The organism is Ottowia sp., assembly GCF_047975795.1.
GTDB lineage: Bacteria > Pseudomonadota > Gammaproteobacteria > Burkholderiales > Burkholderiaceae_C > Ottowia.
In genome coordinates this window covers 1-13,399 of the sequence record NZ_JBKEEE010000029.1, presented here as the reverse complement: position 1 = coordinate 13,399, position 13,399 = coordinate 1, and the positions used below count along the sequence as shown (strand labels likewise).

11 protein-coding genes are annotated in these 13,399 nt (G+C 65.5%); 9 read left to right on the top strand and 2 right to left on the bottom strand.

Annotated elements, in window-relative coordinates:
* The first annotated feature begins 334 nt into the window (after nt 1–334).
* The 4 genes from queA (at nt 335) to ACK5NW_RS04355 (ending at nt 4,887) form a co-directional block, all read left to right on the top strand.
* Nucleotides 335–1,387, top strand: coding sequence for a tRNA preQ1(34) S-adenosylmethionine ribosyltransferase-isomerase QueA (gene queA / locus ACK5NW_RS04370; protein ID WP_416925425.1), 1,053 nt, complete (start codon nt 335–337; stop codon nt 1,385–1,387).
* 150 nt (nt 1,388–1,537) lie between these two features.
* Nucleotides 1,538–2,872, top strand: coding sequence for a methyltransferase domain-containing protein (locus ACK5NW_RS04365; protein ID WP_416925423.1), 1,335 nt, complete (start codon nt 1,538–1,540; stop codon nt 2,870–2,872).
* A 22-nt stretch (nt 2,873–2,894) separates the two neighbouring features.
* Nucleotides 2,895–4,079 (top strand): tRNA guanosine(34) transglycosylase Tgt, encoded by a 1,185-nt coding sequence (gene tgt, locus ACK5NW_RS04360; protein ID WP_416925421.1) that lies wholly within the window; start codon nt 2,895–2,897, stop codon nt 4,077–4,079.
* A 1-nt stretch (nt 4,080) separates the two neighbouring features.
* Nucleotides 4,081–4,887, top strand: coding sequence for a YiiX/YebB-like N1pC/P60 family cysteine hydrolase (locus tag ACK5NW_RS04355; RefSeq protein ID WP_416925419.1), 807 nt, complete (start codon nt 4,081–4,083; stop codon nt 4,885–4,887).
* Nucleotides 4,888–4,911: 24 nt separating this feature from the next.
* Here ACK5NW_RS04355 and ACK5NW_RS04350 read toward each other — a convergent pair whose 3' ends face one another.
* Both ACK5NW_RS04350 and creD read right to left on the bottom strand, forming a co-directional pair.
* Nucleotides 4,912–5,379, bottom strand: a complete 468-nt coding sequence (locus ACK5NW_RS04350) for a hypothetical protein (protein WP_416925417.1) — start codon at nt 5,377–5,379, stop codon at nt 4,912–4,914.
* Nucleotides 5,380–5,539: 160 nt separating this feature from the next.
* Complete coding sequence (creD, locus tag ACK5NW_RS04345) at nt 5,540–6,949, bottom strand: cell envelope integrity protein CreD (RefSeq protein ID WP_416925415.1); 1,410 nt, start codon at nt 6,947–6,949, stop codon at nt 5,540–5,542.
* 324 nt (nt 6,950–7,273) lie between these two features.
* Here creD and ACK5NW_RS04340 point away from each other — a divergent pair, with 324 nt between their 5' ends.
* From ACK5NW_RS04340 to ACK5NW_RS04320, 5 genes are all read left to right on the top strand, one after another.
* Nucleotides 7,274–9,538, top strand: a complete 2,265-nt coding sequence (locus tag ACK5NW_RS04340) for a VIT domain-containing protein (protein ID WP_416925413.1) — start codon at nt 7,274–7,276, stop codon at nt 9,536–9,538.
* Nucleotides 9,539–9,621: 83 nt separating this feature from the next.
* The gene (xrtQ, locus tag ACK5NW_RS04335) at nt 9,622–10,542 is read left to right on the top strand and encodes an exosortase Q (RefSeq protein WP_416925411.1); all 921 of its coding nucleotides are present in this window, start codon (nt 9,622–9,624) and stop codon (nt 10,540–10,542) included.
* A complete protein-coding gene (locus tag ACK5NW_RS04330) occupies nt 10,539–11,210 on the top strand; it encodes a hypothetical protein (RefSeq protein ID WP_416925409.1) in 672 nt (223 codons plus the stop codon). Before xrtQ ends, ACK5NW_RS04330 begins: the two co-directional genes overlap by 4 nt.
* Complete coding sequence (locus ACK5NW_RS04325; RefSeq protein ID WP_416925407.1) at nt 11,207–12,670, top strand: biosynthetic peptidoglycan transglycosylase; 1,464 nt, start codon at nt 11,207–11,209, stop codon at nt 12,668–12,670. The genes ACK5NW_RS04330 and ACK5NW_RS04325 overlap by 4 nt, the downstream gene beginning before the upstream one ends.
* 40 nt (nt 12,671–12,710) lie before the next feature.
* Nucleotides 12,711–13,148 (top strand): hypothetical protein, encoded by a 438-nt coding sequence (locus ACK5NW_RS04320; protein WP_416925405.1) that lies wholly within the window; start codon nt 12,711–12,713, stop codon nt 13,146–13,148.
* The last annotated feature ends 251 nt before the right edge of the window (nt 13,149–13,399 follow it).

Here is a 13,399-nt window from a genome sequence, read left to right as displayed (position 1 = left end):
GACGCATCCGATGGTGCTGTGATCGGCGTGCCAGGCAAGACGCGAGGACGCTGCGGGCTTGCTGCCCGCAAGGACGAGCAACGCCGCATGGCGCGGCGAGCGCAGTGCCAGTGGGTGCCAGTGGGTGCGATGCGCCTTGACCTCCAGGGTGAGTGTGGGAAAAGGCAGAAAGTTGCGTATTCATGCGGCTTTCAAGAAGAACACCAGCGGTCAACTGCTGGGTTTAGGTTCAAGGCGCTTTGGGCACGCGTGTGACAATCGCGGCCAGCATTTCATCCACCTTTTCTGCCCTTTTCTTGCCCCTTGGCACGGGCCTGTCCGGCCCTCAAGCGACATGCGCGACTCCACCTCCCACAAGCTCACCACCAGCGACTTCGACTTCGCTCTGCCCCTTGAACTGATTGCCCAGCACCCTGCCGCCGAACGCAGCGCCTCGCGCCTGCTGGACGGCAGCGGCAGTGCGCCGGTCGGCCGGGTATTCCGCGACCTGCCTGGTTTGTTGCAGCCGCACGACCTGCTCGTTTTCAACGACACCCAGGTCGTCAAAGCCCGCCTGTTTGGACACAAGCCCACGGGTGGCCAACTGGAACTGCTCGTCGAGCGCGTGCTGGAAGACGGCACGGTAGCCGCCCACATGAAGGCCAGCAAAAAGCCCCCCGTGGGCACCGTGCTGCACATGGCGGGCGGCTTTGAGGCTGAGTTGCTCGGTCGCTGGCCCGATCCCCACCAAGGCCCGCTGTTTCACCTGCGCTTTTCCGGTGAGCCTTACGCGCTGATGGCCGCACACGGCCATGTACCGCTGCCACCGTATATCCAACACACGGATTCCGCCGCCGACGAGGCGCGCTACCAAACCGTGTTCGCCCAACACCCCGGCGCAGTGGCCGCGCCCACGGCGGCGCTGCATTTTGACCAGCCGTTGCTGGCCACCATCGCCGCACGCGGCGTGCAGCGCGCCGCCGTCACCCTGCACGTGGGCGCAGGCACCTTCCAGCCCGTCAAGACCGAATCGCTGGCCGAACACGTGATGCACCGCGAGCGCTACCACGTGCCTGCCACCACGCAAGCGGCCATCGCCGCCTGCCGCGCTCGGGGCGGGCGTGTGGTGGCCGTGGGCACCACCAGCGTGCGCACGCTGGAGAGCTGGGCGCAAAGCGACAGCGCCCAGGGCGACACCGGCATCTTCATCACGCCGGGCTTTGAGTTTCGGGTGGTGGACGCGCTGATCACCAACTTCCACCTGCCACGCAGCACGCTGATGATGCTGGTCAGCGCCTTTGCCGGTTACGAGCACGTCATGACGCTGTACCGCCACGCCATCGCTCAACGCTACCGTTTCTTCAGCTACGGCGATGCGATGTGGCTCACACGTCGAGCCAGCCCCTGAGAGCGTGTTCAAAGTCTCTGAGCGAATCGGCCCTTCAGATAAAGCCTGGGCAATGCCGGATAATTCAGGCCAAACTGCTTCTGCCGCGCTGCGCGGCGCGCCCTGTCATCTGGCCCCTTGGCCACCAGGGCCTTCAACATCACCGCATTCATGTCCACCCCCCACATTCCCAACGACGCTTTCACCCGCGAGCTGCAACGCATTCGCCACCTGATCGGCGAAGGCATTCTGCCCATGGCCGCCAAGGCGCTGAACGCCGCGCAACAGCAAGCCCCCAGCGATCCGCGTGTGCCGCTGCTGGGCATGCGGCTGGCCGAAAAAACCGGCCACACCGACGCCGCACTGGCTGCCGCGCGCCGCGCGCTGGAACTGGCCCCCAATTGGCCTGTGGCACAAATCGAAACCGCGCTGTTGCTGGCACGCCAGCCGCAGCATGCGGATGAAGCACTGGCGCTGGCGCGTCAGGCGCTGGCCAGCGAACCCGACAACGTCCAGGTGCGCACCGGCGCGATCAACGTGGCGATGTATGCCAGCCAACCGGAACAAACCATCGCCTGGGCCGACGAAGGTGTGCAGCACTTTCCCAACGATGCGGGCATGCGCCTGTTTCTGGGCCGCTTTCTGGCCAACCAGGGCCGCCACGCCGAGGCCCTGACGCACTTTGAACACATGCTGCTGCGCGTGCCGCACCATGCCGAGGCCCTGCAAGGCGCGCTGACCAGCACGCTGGCCAAGGACGGCCCCAGCAACCTGGCGCAAGACTATGCCGACCGCTGGCTGGCGCTGACCCCGGCCGACGCCAACGCCCAGTACTGGCACGCCGTGGCCTATGGCAACACCCCGGCCACGCAGCCACCAGACATGGTGGGCCAGACTTTCGCGCGCTTTGCGCCGCAGTTCGACAAGCATCTGGTGAGCGGGCTGAAATACCGCGTGCCCGAACGCACAGCCCAAATCCTGCTGGACAAGTACCCTGACCGCCAGTTCAATCTGCTCGATCTGGGCTGCGGCACCGGCCTGGTGGGCGTGTACCTGGGGTCAATCAAAGGGGCCATCATCGGGGTCGATCTGTCGCAGCCGATGATCGACGAAGCCGCCAAACACGGCATCTACGCCAAGTTCTACCGCACCAACGTGCTGGACGCGCTGCGCGAGACACCCGATGCGCATTACGAAGCCATCACCTGCACCGACGTATTGATTTACGTGGGCGATCTGACACCGGTAATTCCCAACGCGCTGCGCATCCTCAAGCCCGGCGGGCACTTCATTTTCTCGTGCGAAGCTGCCGCCGAAAACGAAGCCGACCTGGTGCTGCGCAGCCCCAGCAACCGTTATGCGCACAAAGCCTCGGCCGCCCAACGCCTGTGCCGCGAAGCCGGGTTTGATGAGGTGGTGGTTGAAGACCTGCCCGCCCTGCGCATGGAAGGCGGCGCGCCGGTGGCGGGTTTTTTAGTTACAGCCCACAAACCGCTGACCGTCTGAGCGCCTGAACACCCGCACCCCGATGCTGCGTTTCGATCTGCTGGGCACCGACCCCACCAGCCACGCCCGCCGTGGACGACTGACGCTGAACCACGGCGTGGTCGACACGCCCATCTTCATGCCCGTGGGCACTTACGGCACCGTCAAAGGCGTAATGCCGCGCAGCCTGCACGAGATGGGCGCGCCAATCATTCTGGGCAACACCTTCCACCTGTGGATGCGCCCAGGGCTGGACGTGCTGCGCGATTTTGGCGGCCTGCACGGTTTTGAAAACTGGCACAAGCCGATCCTGACCGACTCTGGCGGTTTTCAGGTCTGGTCGCTGGGCGAGATGCGCAAAATCAACGAAGAAGGCGTCAGGTTCGCCAGCCCGGTCAATGGCGACAAGCTGTTTTTGACGCCCGAGATCAGCATGCAAATCCAGACCGTGCTGAACAGCGACATCGCCATGCAGTTCGACGAATGCACGCCTTACGAAACCAAAGGCCACATCACCACCGAGCGCGAAGCACGCGCCAGCATGGCGCTGAGCCTGCGCTGGGCCGCACGTTGCCAGACCGAGTTTGCACGCCTTGGCAATCCCAACGCGCTGTTCGGTATCGTGCAAGGCGGCATGTTCGAGACGCTGCGGCAAGAGTCGCTGGAGCAGCTGGTGGCAATGGACTTTCCCGGCTACGCCATTGGCGGCGTCAGCGTGGGTGAGCCGAAAGAAGACATGCTGCGCATCACCGCCCACACGCCGCACCGCCTGCCCGCGAACAAGCCGCGCTACCTGATGGGTGTGGGCACACCGGAAGATCTGGTGTACGGCGTGCAGCAGGGCGTGGACATGTTCGATTGCGTGATGCCCACGCGCAACGCCCGCAACGGCCACCTGTTCACCCGCTTTGGTGATTTAAAGATCCGCAACGCCCGCCACAAGCACGATGCGCGCCCCATCGACGAAACCTGCACCTGCTACGCCTGCGCGGGCAGCGCGGGCGTGTCCTGGGCCGATGGCGCGCCAAACCACGGCTGGCAGGGCTTTTCCCGTGCCTACCTGCACCATCTGGAGCGCTGCGGCGAAATGCTGGCCCCCATGCTCGCCACGGTGCACAACCTGCATTACTACCTGCAACTGATGCAAGAGGTGCGCAACGCGCTGGACGAAGGCAACTTTGGTGCGTTTCGTGCCCGCTTTGCCGCCGACCGCGCACGCGGCGTGTGACATGCGTTGGCACCGCACACGACTGATCGGCCTGCTGGGCCTGGCGGGTCTGACCGGTCTATTGGGCGCTTGCGCCACCGACGTGGATTTGACAGCGCCAAACGGGCAAGCCCCGGTGCGCGCCCAAAACCGCCTGCTGCTCACGCCCAGCAACGGCGGCACCGCCATCGCACCGGCAGACCTGCGCCCCGGCGACATCCTGCTCAGCTCCACGCAAGCGCTGCCTTCGCTGGGCATCCGGCTGCTGACGCTGGCCCCGGTCAGCCATGCCAGCCTGTACCTGGGTGAGGGCAGCATCGCCGAAGCGGTGGGCGAGGGCGTGCGCATCCGTCCCGTGCAGGCGTTCATCGACGGCGAATCGGCCATCGCCGCCTTCCGCCATCCCGGTATCAGCACCACACAAGCGGCGGCCATTCAGGCATTTGCACACCAGCATGCGGGCAAAAAGTACAACACCACAGGCATCGTGATGCAGGTGCCGTTCAGCATCAGCCGCCAGTCGTGCGAGCTGCCTTTCATTCCAGGCACTGTGCGCGACGCCTGCATCCGCGGCCTGGCTGCCATCCAACTGGGGGCCATCGACAACGACCGCTTCTTTTGCTCGCAACTCGTGCTGGGCGCTTACCAGCATGCCGGGCTGCCGCTGACCAGCGCCGACCCGCGTCTGGTTACCCCGGCCGACTTGCTGCACATGCGCGAGGGCGACGTGCCCTCGGTGCGCATCGAGCAGTCCTTGCACTACGTGGGCCACCTGAAACTGGACCTGGCCCCAGCGCCCGAGATAGCCGCACCCCAAAATACAGGCTGAACACGCGGCAGGCGCGGGTGGCCATCATCCGCCCACATGCATATTGAACTGCGCCCCATTGTTCAGGCGGCAAGTGCCCGAGCCGAGCGTGGTCGAGTTCATGGTGTAAGTGCAACTGATGTAACCACCACGACTGCCCGTCCCGTTGGCCATGCCCGAACAGCGGCCTGACCCCGTCTTGCGCGTGGCCTCGCCACTGAACGACTCCCCGGCAATCACCGCGCTGAAGTTGCCCCGGCCCTGCAGATCGCTGGTCACGCTGGCCAGCACCATGCCGTAGGCAGACGCCTGTTCGTTGGCCGGGTACAGGCGCGCCGTAAAGGCCACGGGGGCCGCCACGCCAGCCGCAGGCATGGTGGCTGTGGTCATCGGCTGGCCGGTGCGGGCGTCCATCGGCACCACATAACAGCCGGTCAGTGCAGCAGTCGCCAAACCCAGACCCAACGCTGCACGCACACGTATCGAAGCACACTTGGCTATCGTCGTTTTCATCAACAGACTTCTCCTGCAAACCCAGGCACATGCCTGTGCCCGCATCGTGTGCCACCAGGCGCTGGCAACTTCAGGCTGATGACTGAAGTGCCTTGTTTTTCCTCTGGTGGTATCGAAAGTCTGTACCTTGCGCCGTTGACCGTGACTGGGCTTGTGGCCCTTATGCCTGTGCGCTTTCGCTGCGCCCCAGCGCCCACCAGTTCACATGGCGGGTGGCCAGCATCAGCGTGGCCAGCATACCGAACACCAGCAGCGAACCGAGCATCAGCGCATGGCTTTCCGAGGCCAGCAGGCCGTACAACGCGCCGTACAGCACCGCGACAAAGCCGCCCAGCAAAGCCCCCCGTTTGGCACTGCGCAGCACGGCGCTGAAGTACATCAGCAGCAACGCCACCGACGCACCCGCCGCCCCGGCATAGGCCACGGCAAAACCCAGCTTTTCTGACAGCGCGATCAACAGCAAAAAAAACACCGCGATCGACAAGCCGACCAGCGTGTACTGCACCGGGTGCAGGCGCAGACGCGCAAACAGCTCGACCATGAACACCGCCAGCAGCGTCAGCGCCACGAACAAAAAACCATAGCGCACCGCGCGGTCAGCCATCGAATAGACGTTGACAGGCTGCACAAAGCTGACGTTGAAGTGCTCGATCTGCTCAAACTGGTGCGCCGGGTTGCGCCGCTGCTCAGGATCGGCAACGATCGCACGCAACTGCTCGCGCGCCTGACTGGTCAGCGCCGCCACACGCCAGCGCGCTTGAAAACCGGTGTCGCTGACAGTCCGCTTGGTGGCCAGAAACTGGCCACCAAAACTGGGGTGCGCCCAGCTTGAACGCAACTGCACGTCGTTGTCACCACCCAGCGGCACCACGCCCAGCGATTGCTGACCCAGCAAAGCCAGCTCCAGTGTGAACGGCAGCGCCTGGCCGGTCTTGAACGCCTGTAGCGCCGCGCCCGTCAGCGGCGCGTGCACGCCTGCCGTCAAACTGCCGCTGTCGGGCAAATGGGCCTGGCGGTCAAAGTCCAGGTGCTGATCTTCGACCGTCAGTTTGGGCACGCCTTGCAGGCCCCGCAAATCGCTGACGTTCAGCGTCAGCACCGGGGTGCCGATTTCGATGCGCGAGTCTTTCACCTGACGCTCCAGCGCGCTGCCATCAAACGCCGCAAAATGCCCCTGGGCCTGACCGGTCAGGCGGTAAAACAGCACGGTGAACAGGCCGCGGTAACGCTCTTCAGGCGTCATCTCGCCGGTCAGGGTCCATTGGTCGGGAAAGCGCAGCGCCACGCGCGCCACGCTGTGCTCGACCAGTTTATCGGGTTGGCCTTTTACGCCGCTGGATTCGCGCGTTTGCCAACGCTCGACATAAGGAATTTGCAGCACCGGCCCCATCACCACCTGTGGGCCGACGTGGGTTTGCGCCAGCTCCGCCGTGGCCTGCGTGGCGCTGCGGCCACGATCGCGGATTAGCGATTCCACCATGTCCAGCGGAACACACAGCAGCAACAGCAATAACAACAGCAGCAGCCCCTTGGCCAGCATGGATTGGGTGAAGGCGGCGAATCGGCTCATGAACTTCCTCTTTTCTTGTGCAGGTTGTTGTGCGAATTGGGCAAGTGGCGGGCACCACTTGCGCCGCTACCTGTGGCCGCGATAGTCACTGCCCACGGTGCGCGCCTGATGAAGCGTGCGTGAAGCGCGAACAGGCTGCACACGGCTGGTGGGCGCACCACTTCGCACGAACTTCACGCAGGCTTCACATAAAGGCGGTGAGGGCGACCACGGCTGTGCGGCGTTCGGCTGCACTTCGCAAACCCTTCATGGCGTTTTCGGGTACGGCCGCCAAAGTTCACCTTGTCGTCGCCACCCCCGGCGGATGAAAAGGAGAGACCCCTCATGCACGCTTCGATGTCCCCCAGCGCCACCCACCGTCCCATGCTGAACGCCTTCATGGCCAGCGCCACCGCCGCCCGCGCCTTGCCCGAAGCGCTGTGGCGCAGCACCCCATCCCACCCGCTCCAGCCCAGCCCGCGCCGCGTCTTGCCACCCGTGCACCGCGCGGGCCTGGTGGCCCAGCGCATGGCCTGGTGGAGCGCGCTGGCCGTGCTGGTGCTGCTGGCCCCTGCGGCTCGCGCCCAAACGCCCTCCCCAACACCCAAAACCACCCAAGCCGAAAGCCCTTACTTCTTCGTGCAGGGTGCGCAGCCGGGCGTGGATGCGCTGCCGCTGAAAAGCACCGACGTCAAGGTCAACGTCAGCGGCGTGATCGCCGACGTGGTGGTCACCCAGCGCTACAAGAACGAAGGCGCAGTGCCCATCGAGGCCAAGTACATCTTCCCCGGCTCTACCCAGGCCGCCGTCAACGGCCTGAACGTGCGCGTGGGCCAGCGCCTGGTGGTGGCCGAAATCCGCGAAAAGCAGCAGGCCCGCGTGGAATACCAGGCCGCCAAGAAAGAAGGCAAAACCGCCGCCTTGCTGGAGCAGCACCGCCCCAACGTGTTCCAGATGCATGTGGCCAACATCCTGCCCGGCGACGACGTGCAGGTCGAGCTGCGCTACAACGAGCTGCTGGTGCCCACTGAGGGGCGCTACCAGTTTGTGTTCCCCACGGTTGTTGGACCGCGGTACGCGGGAGTGGCCCAACCCACGCCCAGCGCCACCACCAGCGGCCAGCCCGTTGCGCACGCCCAGGCTTTCCCAGCCCAGCCAGTGCTGCCTGAAAGGCAAGTCAGCCCTTCTCGCTTCAACCTGAAGGTCGATCTGGACAGCCCGGTGGGTGTTCACGAAGTGCGCTCACCCAGCCATGCGCTGGACACCCAGATCGACATCGACGCTGCCGCCCGCCGCGCTCACGTGCAACTGGCATCGGCCTCATCGCGCGGCCAAAGCCAAAGCAACAACCGCGACTTCATCCTCGACTGGCGACTGGCGGGCAGCCAGATCCAGTCGGGCGTGCTGCTGCACCGCGGCGAAAAGGAAAACTATTTCCTCGCCATGGTGCAGCCGCCCAAGGCCGTGCCCGCCGCCGCCATCGCGCCGCGCGAATACGTGTTCGTGGTGGACATTTCTGGCTCCATGCACGGCTTTCCGCTGGACACCGCCAAGACCTTGATGCGCGAGCTGCTGGGCAATCTGCGCCCCAGCGACACTTTCAACGTGTTGCTGTTTGCGGGCAGCAACCGCATGCTGTCGCCGCAGTCGGTGCCCGCCACGGCCGCCAACATCAACGCCGCCATCCACACCATCGAGCAAACCAGCAGCCGTGGCTCTACCGAACTGCTGACCGCCTTGACCCGGGTGTATGCCGAGCCGAAATCGCCGCAAGTCGCACGCACCGTGGTGGTGGTCACTGACGGCTACGTCACCGTGGAAAGCGAAGCCTTTGCCCTGGTGCGCCGGCACTTGAATCAGGCCAACGTGTTTGCATTTGGCATCGGCGCGTCGGTCAACCGGCATCTGATGGAAGGGCTGGCGCGCGCAGGCATGGGCGAGCCGTTCATCATCACCCAGCCCACACAGGCCAAAGCACAGGCCGCACGTTTTCGCCGCCTGATCGAGTCGCCCGTGCTGACCAGCGTGAAAGCCCGCTTTGAAGGGCTGGATGTGTACGACGTGACCCCCGAGCAATTGCCCGACGTGCTGGCCGAGCGCCCGGTGATCGTGTTGGGCAAATGGCGCGAACCTGCGGCAGGCAGCACACCACGCCTGCTGGTCGAAGGCCACGCCGCGCAAGGCCAGTACCAGCAGGCCATGCCCATCGACGTGCCCGCCCAGGGCGTGCGCACCAACGCCGCGCTGCGCAGCCTGTGGGCGCGCCACCGCATCGCCGCCTTGAGCGATCAGGAAGCCTTGACGGGTGGTGACGCACAAAAGGCCGCCATCACCCGGCTGGGGCTGGACTACAGCTTGCTCACCCAATACACCAGCTTCATCGCCGTGGACAAGGTGGTGCGCAATCCGGGCGGTGATGGTGCCACCGCTGACCAGCCCAGCCCGTTGCCTGAAGGCGTGTCCAACCAGGCTGTGGCCGCCCCCAGCGCGTTGGGTGCCACGGTCAGCAGCACGCCCGAGCCTGAAACCTGGGCCGCCATGCTGGTGGTGCTGGCCGTGCTGGGTGCGCAGGCCACGCGGCGCAGGGCGCGGGGCGGTTTTACAGCCTGAATGCTACTTAATTCATAGCGCGTATCGCTTTCTTTATCTGCACAAACAGCCCAAAGCGCTCACAACTTTCAGGAGCAAACACCATGCGCTCTGCCCTTTTGCTGCACCACACCACCGCACGCGCCAGCGCCCTGCGGATCGACCGCGCACCCGCCCACCTGTGGCTGGGCCTGCAAACCCTGGCCCTGTGGCCCACCTGGTGGTGGATGGCGCGGCGCTGGCAAGACGGCTCGGACGACCCGGTGGGTCTGCTGGCGCTGGCGGCACTGGGCATGCTGCTGTGGTCGGTGCGCGGCCAGTGGCGTTATGCGCCGCGCTGGCCGTGGCTGGCCGCCGCACTGGCGGGCACGCTGGCGGCCACGGCGTGGCGCGGCAGCGGGTCGCCGCTGCTGACCAGCTTGTTGGCAATGGGCGCATGGGCCTGCGGTTTGCTGGCGTTTTTGCCTGATGCGCAGCGCTGTGCAATGCGCGCCCAGGACGGCGTGCTGCTGCCCGCCCCGCGCCGAACCATCGCTGCGCTGCCGGTGCTGGGGCTGGCGCTGCTGGCGCTGCCGCTGATTGCGTCCTTGCAGTTTTATGCCGGTTACCCCTTGCGCGTGCTCACCGCCGAGGCCAGCCGTTGGCTGCTGGGGGCCTGGTTTGCCGTGCAGCGCGAGGGATCTAGTCTGTGGGTGAACGGGCAACTGATCGTGGTCGACGCGCCGTGCTCAGGCGTGCAAATGGCCTGGGCGGGTTACTTCAGCGCCTGCGCCGTGGCGCTGTGGGCCGGGCGCAGTGGCCGCGCCTTTGCGCTGCGCCTGCCGCTGGTCAGCGCCGCCGTGCTGATGGGCAATGTGTTGCGCAACAGCGTGCTGGTGGCGTTGGCCGCCAGTGGCGACGAGGCCAGCAGCGCCCTGCACCAGGCGGTGGGGCTGGTGGCGCTGGGCGCAGTGGTCAGCGCCATCGGCTGGGCCATGGCGCGGGCTGAATCACGCCCGCTTGCACAGAAAGGACATCCCGCATGAACCACTTCAACACCTTCGCCCACCGCGTGCTGGGTAAAACCCTGTTTGGCGCGGCCATGCTGGCTTGCGCCGTGTGGAGCCTGGCGGGAATGGCTGGCCCCAAGCGCGATTACCCGGCCCCACTCACCACGCAGGCTGCGCTGGAATGGCCCCAGCACTGGCAAGGCCAACCGGTACGGCCACTGGCCTTGTCCGCCGTGGAGCAACGCTTTGCCCAGCGCTTTCCGGGCCGCATGGCGCGCCTGACCGATGGCCGCCGCATCGTGGTGCTGCGCGATGTGCACCGCCCCACCCGCATGCTGCACCCGGCGGCCGATTGTTACCGCGCGCTGGGCTACCGCATCGAAAGTGAACAACTGGAAACGGCGCCCCCACGCTCCCCCGCTGCGCGAGGTGCGCTGCCCCCCGAGGAGGCTCGCCCGTCTTGGGTCGGCCCGGCACCGGGCGCGGCGCTGAACACCGCTCGCGTCGAGGTGGCAGCCATCCAGCGCTGCTTTGTCGCCCGCAAAGGCGACACGGCGCTGCGCGTGTGCGAGCAAATCGAGGACGCGCAAGGCCAGCACTTTGCCGACACTTCAGCGTGGTACTGGGCCGCCGTGATGGGCCAATCCACCGGGCCGTGGCGGGCCGTCACGGTGACCAGTCCGTGGCTGGGAGGTTCCACATGAAAACCGCATTTAACGCCTATCAAACAAGCAACTTCAGCTATCAAAAGCGCAGCTTTATATGGCTGCGCCGCCTGGCCATCGCGTTGATCGTTGGGCTGCTGTGCCTGACCACGCTGGCGGGCTCGCTGTGGTTCAGTGCCCGCCACGCACTGGCCCCGCAAGCCGATGAATGGGCCATCCGCCTGGGATCTGGCCCCTTCAAGCTGCACGCCAGCGTGCCCAAACTGGTGTGGGTGGCTACCCACCCGACGATCGGCCAGGCGCTGGCAGGCACGCGCTGGCCCACGCGCTATGGCCCCATCGAACTGGGCTGGGTGCCCGCAGGCGCTGAAGGCCCGGCCCCGGTGCTGACCCTGCATTGCCAGCCCTGCACCCTGCCGCTGCCCGCAGGCGTGGGCCAGCGCCAGTTGACCGTGCCCGCGCTGCAAGTGGCGCTGTCGCGCGATGCGGCGCAGCCAACACGCGATGTGCGCGGCACCTTGCTGCTGGGCGCAGCCGTGCCGCAGGGTGAGGGGGCGGTGATCCACGCCTTCTGGCACGCCCGTCGCCAGGGCGCAGGCTGGGACGTGCAACTGCGCTGGCCCGAAGCACCGGCCCGCCACTGGCTGGCGTTGCTGGCCCCAGACATGCCCGAGTTGGCCACGGCCCATATCAGCGGCAGCGTGGCAGCTCAGATGCAAGTGCAATTGCCCGAAGGCGACATCGACATTCAGCCCCAAATCAACGGCCTGACCGTGACCGGGCTGGGCACTGAGCGCTGGGCGCACGCGCGCACTTCATGCGGCCCGCACCGTCCGCTGCCTGCGCGGCACTGGCTGACGCGCGCCGTGCTGGCCGCCGAAGACCAGCGTTTTGCCGAACACCCGGGCTACGACCTCGAAGAGTTGCGGGCATCGCTGTCGCGCAACCAGCAGGCCGGGGCCATCCGGCGCGGTGCCAGCACGCTGACGCAGCAACTGGCCAAGCTGATGGTGGCTGGCCCTGAACGCAGTTTGCAACGCAAGCTGCGCGAGCTGCTGTACGCGCTGGACATGGAACGCAACCTGGGCAAACCGCGCATCTTGCAGCTTTACCTGAGCATGGCCCCGTGGGGGCAAGACGCCCAAGGACGACTGGTGTGCGGCGCGCAGGCTGCCGCACAGCATTACTTTGGCGTGCCCGCTGCACGCCTGACGCCGCACCAGGCCGTCACCTTAGCCGCCATGCTGCACAGCCCCGGGCGCGAAGCCCGGCAACTGGCCGCCCACGGCAACGTGGACATTGACCGTGTGCGCTGGATTGCCCATCAGGTGCGCGGCGTGCCCGCCCGCCAGCGCCGCGCGCTGGCCGCTGCGCTGGCGCAATCCCACCCCGTGCCCGGTTTGGTGGTGCAGGCCGCACCTGCCATGCGCGCGACCCGCACCGATGGCCCATCACCTGCCAGCGCCTCGCCCCTGGTCGCCGCGCGCAGTCAAAAATAACAGCGCGCAGCAAGCGGCCCAAACCGTTCACAATCGCCACATGGCCCTCAAGCTCTCTTTGACGTTACTGTGTGTTCACATGCTGGCAGGCTGCTCGTCCATCTGTCTGATCAACGAAGCGCCCGGTGCTGAAAAAATTCCGGTGCTTGTTCGGTCATCTGGTTATTTTCAGAAGTGGGGCGAAGCCAATGACCAGAAGCTGCAAAGCTGCGCCGCCCACAAGACCCACTACTATTCGCAAGGTCCGGTTCTGGCCGATTACATCCCCTCGTTCGAGTTCAGCGTCAAACCATCCTGTCTTTTGAAAAAGGCCAAAAACGAGGCGCTTTCAGACTCCAATGGCATGGTGGTTGAGGACTTTTACTTTCATTTTGAAGCCGAACTGCAGTACCGCGCCACCGCCTACGGGTGTCCTGAAGGTGTCCAATTTGAAGTTGCTGAGGACATGCAGCCTTTTGATGGCCAAGAGGCCAACTAAGAGCGTGTTCAAAGTCTCAGCGTGAGGGGTGTCGGATGCGGATCGGGATGGGCTGCAAGGCGCAAACCGCAGCGATACCGGGGGTATCGCGAGGATTTGCAACGCAGCAGACCGCCCGGGGCCGCGCCCATACACCCGCACAGAGACTTTGAACACGCTCTTAGTCCAAACTAAAGCCGATTTCGTCAACCCCATAAGGATCCCCCGCGTATGCCCATCCAACGCCACACTTTCAACCGCTGGCTGCTAGG

Coding starts and splice junctions, on each gene's coding strand:
- ACK5NW_RS04365 (WP_416925423.1), top strand. CDS start 1,538: ATGTCCACCCCCCACATTCCCAACGACGCTTTCACCCGCGAGCTGCAA.
- ACK5NW_RS04325 (WP_416925407.1), top strand. CDS start 11,207: ATGAAAACCGCATTTAACGCCTATCAAACAAGCAACTTCAGCTATCAA.
- xrtQ (WP_416925411.1), top strand. CDS start 9,622: ATGCGCTCTGCCCTTTTGCTGCACCACACCACCGCACGCGCCAGCGCC.
- creD (WP_416925415.1), bottom strand. CDS start 6,949: ATGAGCCGATTCGCCGCCTTCACCCAATCCATGCTGGCCAAGGGGCTG.
- ACK5NW_RS04330 (WP_416925409.1), top strand. CDS start 10,539: ATGAACCACTTCAACACCTTCGCCCACCGCGTGCTGGGTAAAACCCTG.
- ACK5NW_RS04340 (WP_416925413.1), top strand. CDS start 7,274: ATGCACGCTTCGATGTCCCCCAGCGCCACCCACCGTCCCATGCTGAAC.
- tgt (WP_416925421.1), top strand. CDS start 2,895: ATGCTGCGTTTCGATCTGCTGGGCACCGACCCCACCAGCCACGCCCGC.
- queA (WP_416925425.1), top strand. CDS start 335: ATGCGCGACTCCACCTCCCACAAGCTCACCACCAGCGACTTCGACTTC.
- ACK5NW_RS04350 (WP_416925417.1), bottom strand. CDS start 5,379: ATGAAAACGACGATAGCCAAGTGTGCTTCGATACGTGTGCGTGCAGCG.
- ACK5NW_RS04355 (WP_416925419.1), top strand. CDS start 4,081: ATGCGTTGGCACCGCACACGACTGATCGGCCTGCTGGGCCTGGCGGGT.
- ACK5NW_RS04320 (WP_416925405.1), top strand. CDS start 12,711: ATGGCCCTCAAGCTCTCTTTGACGTTACTGTGTGTTCACATGCTGGCA.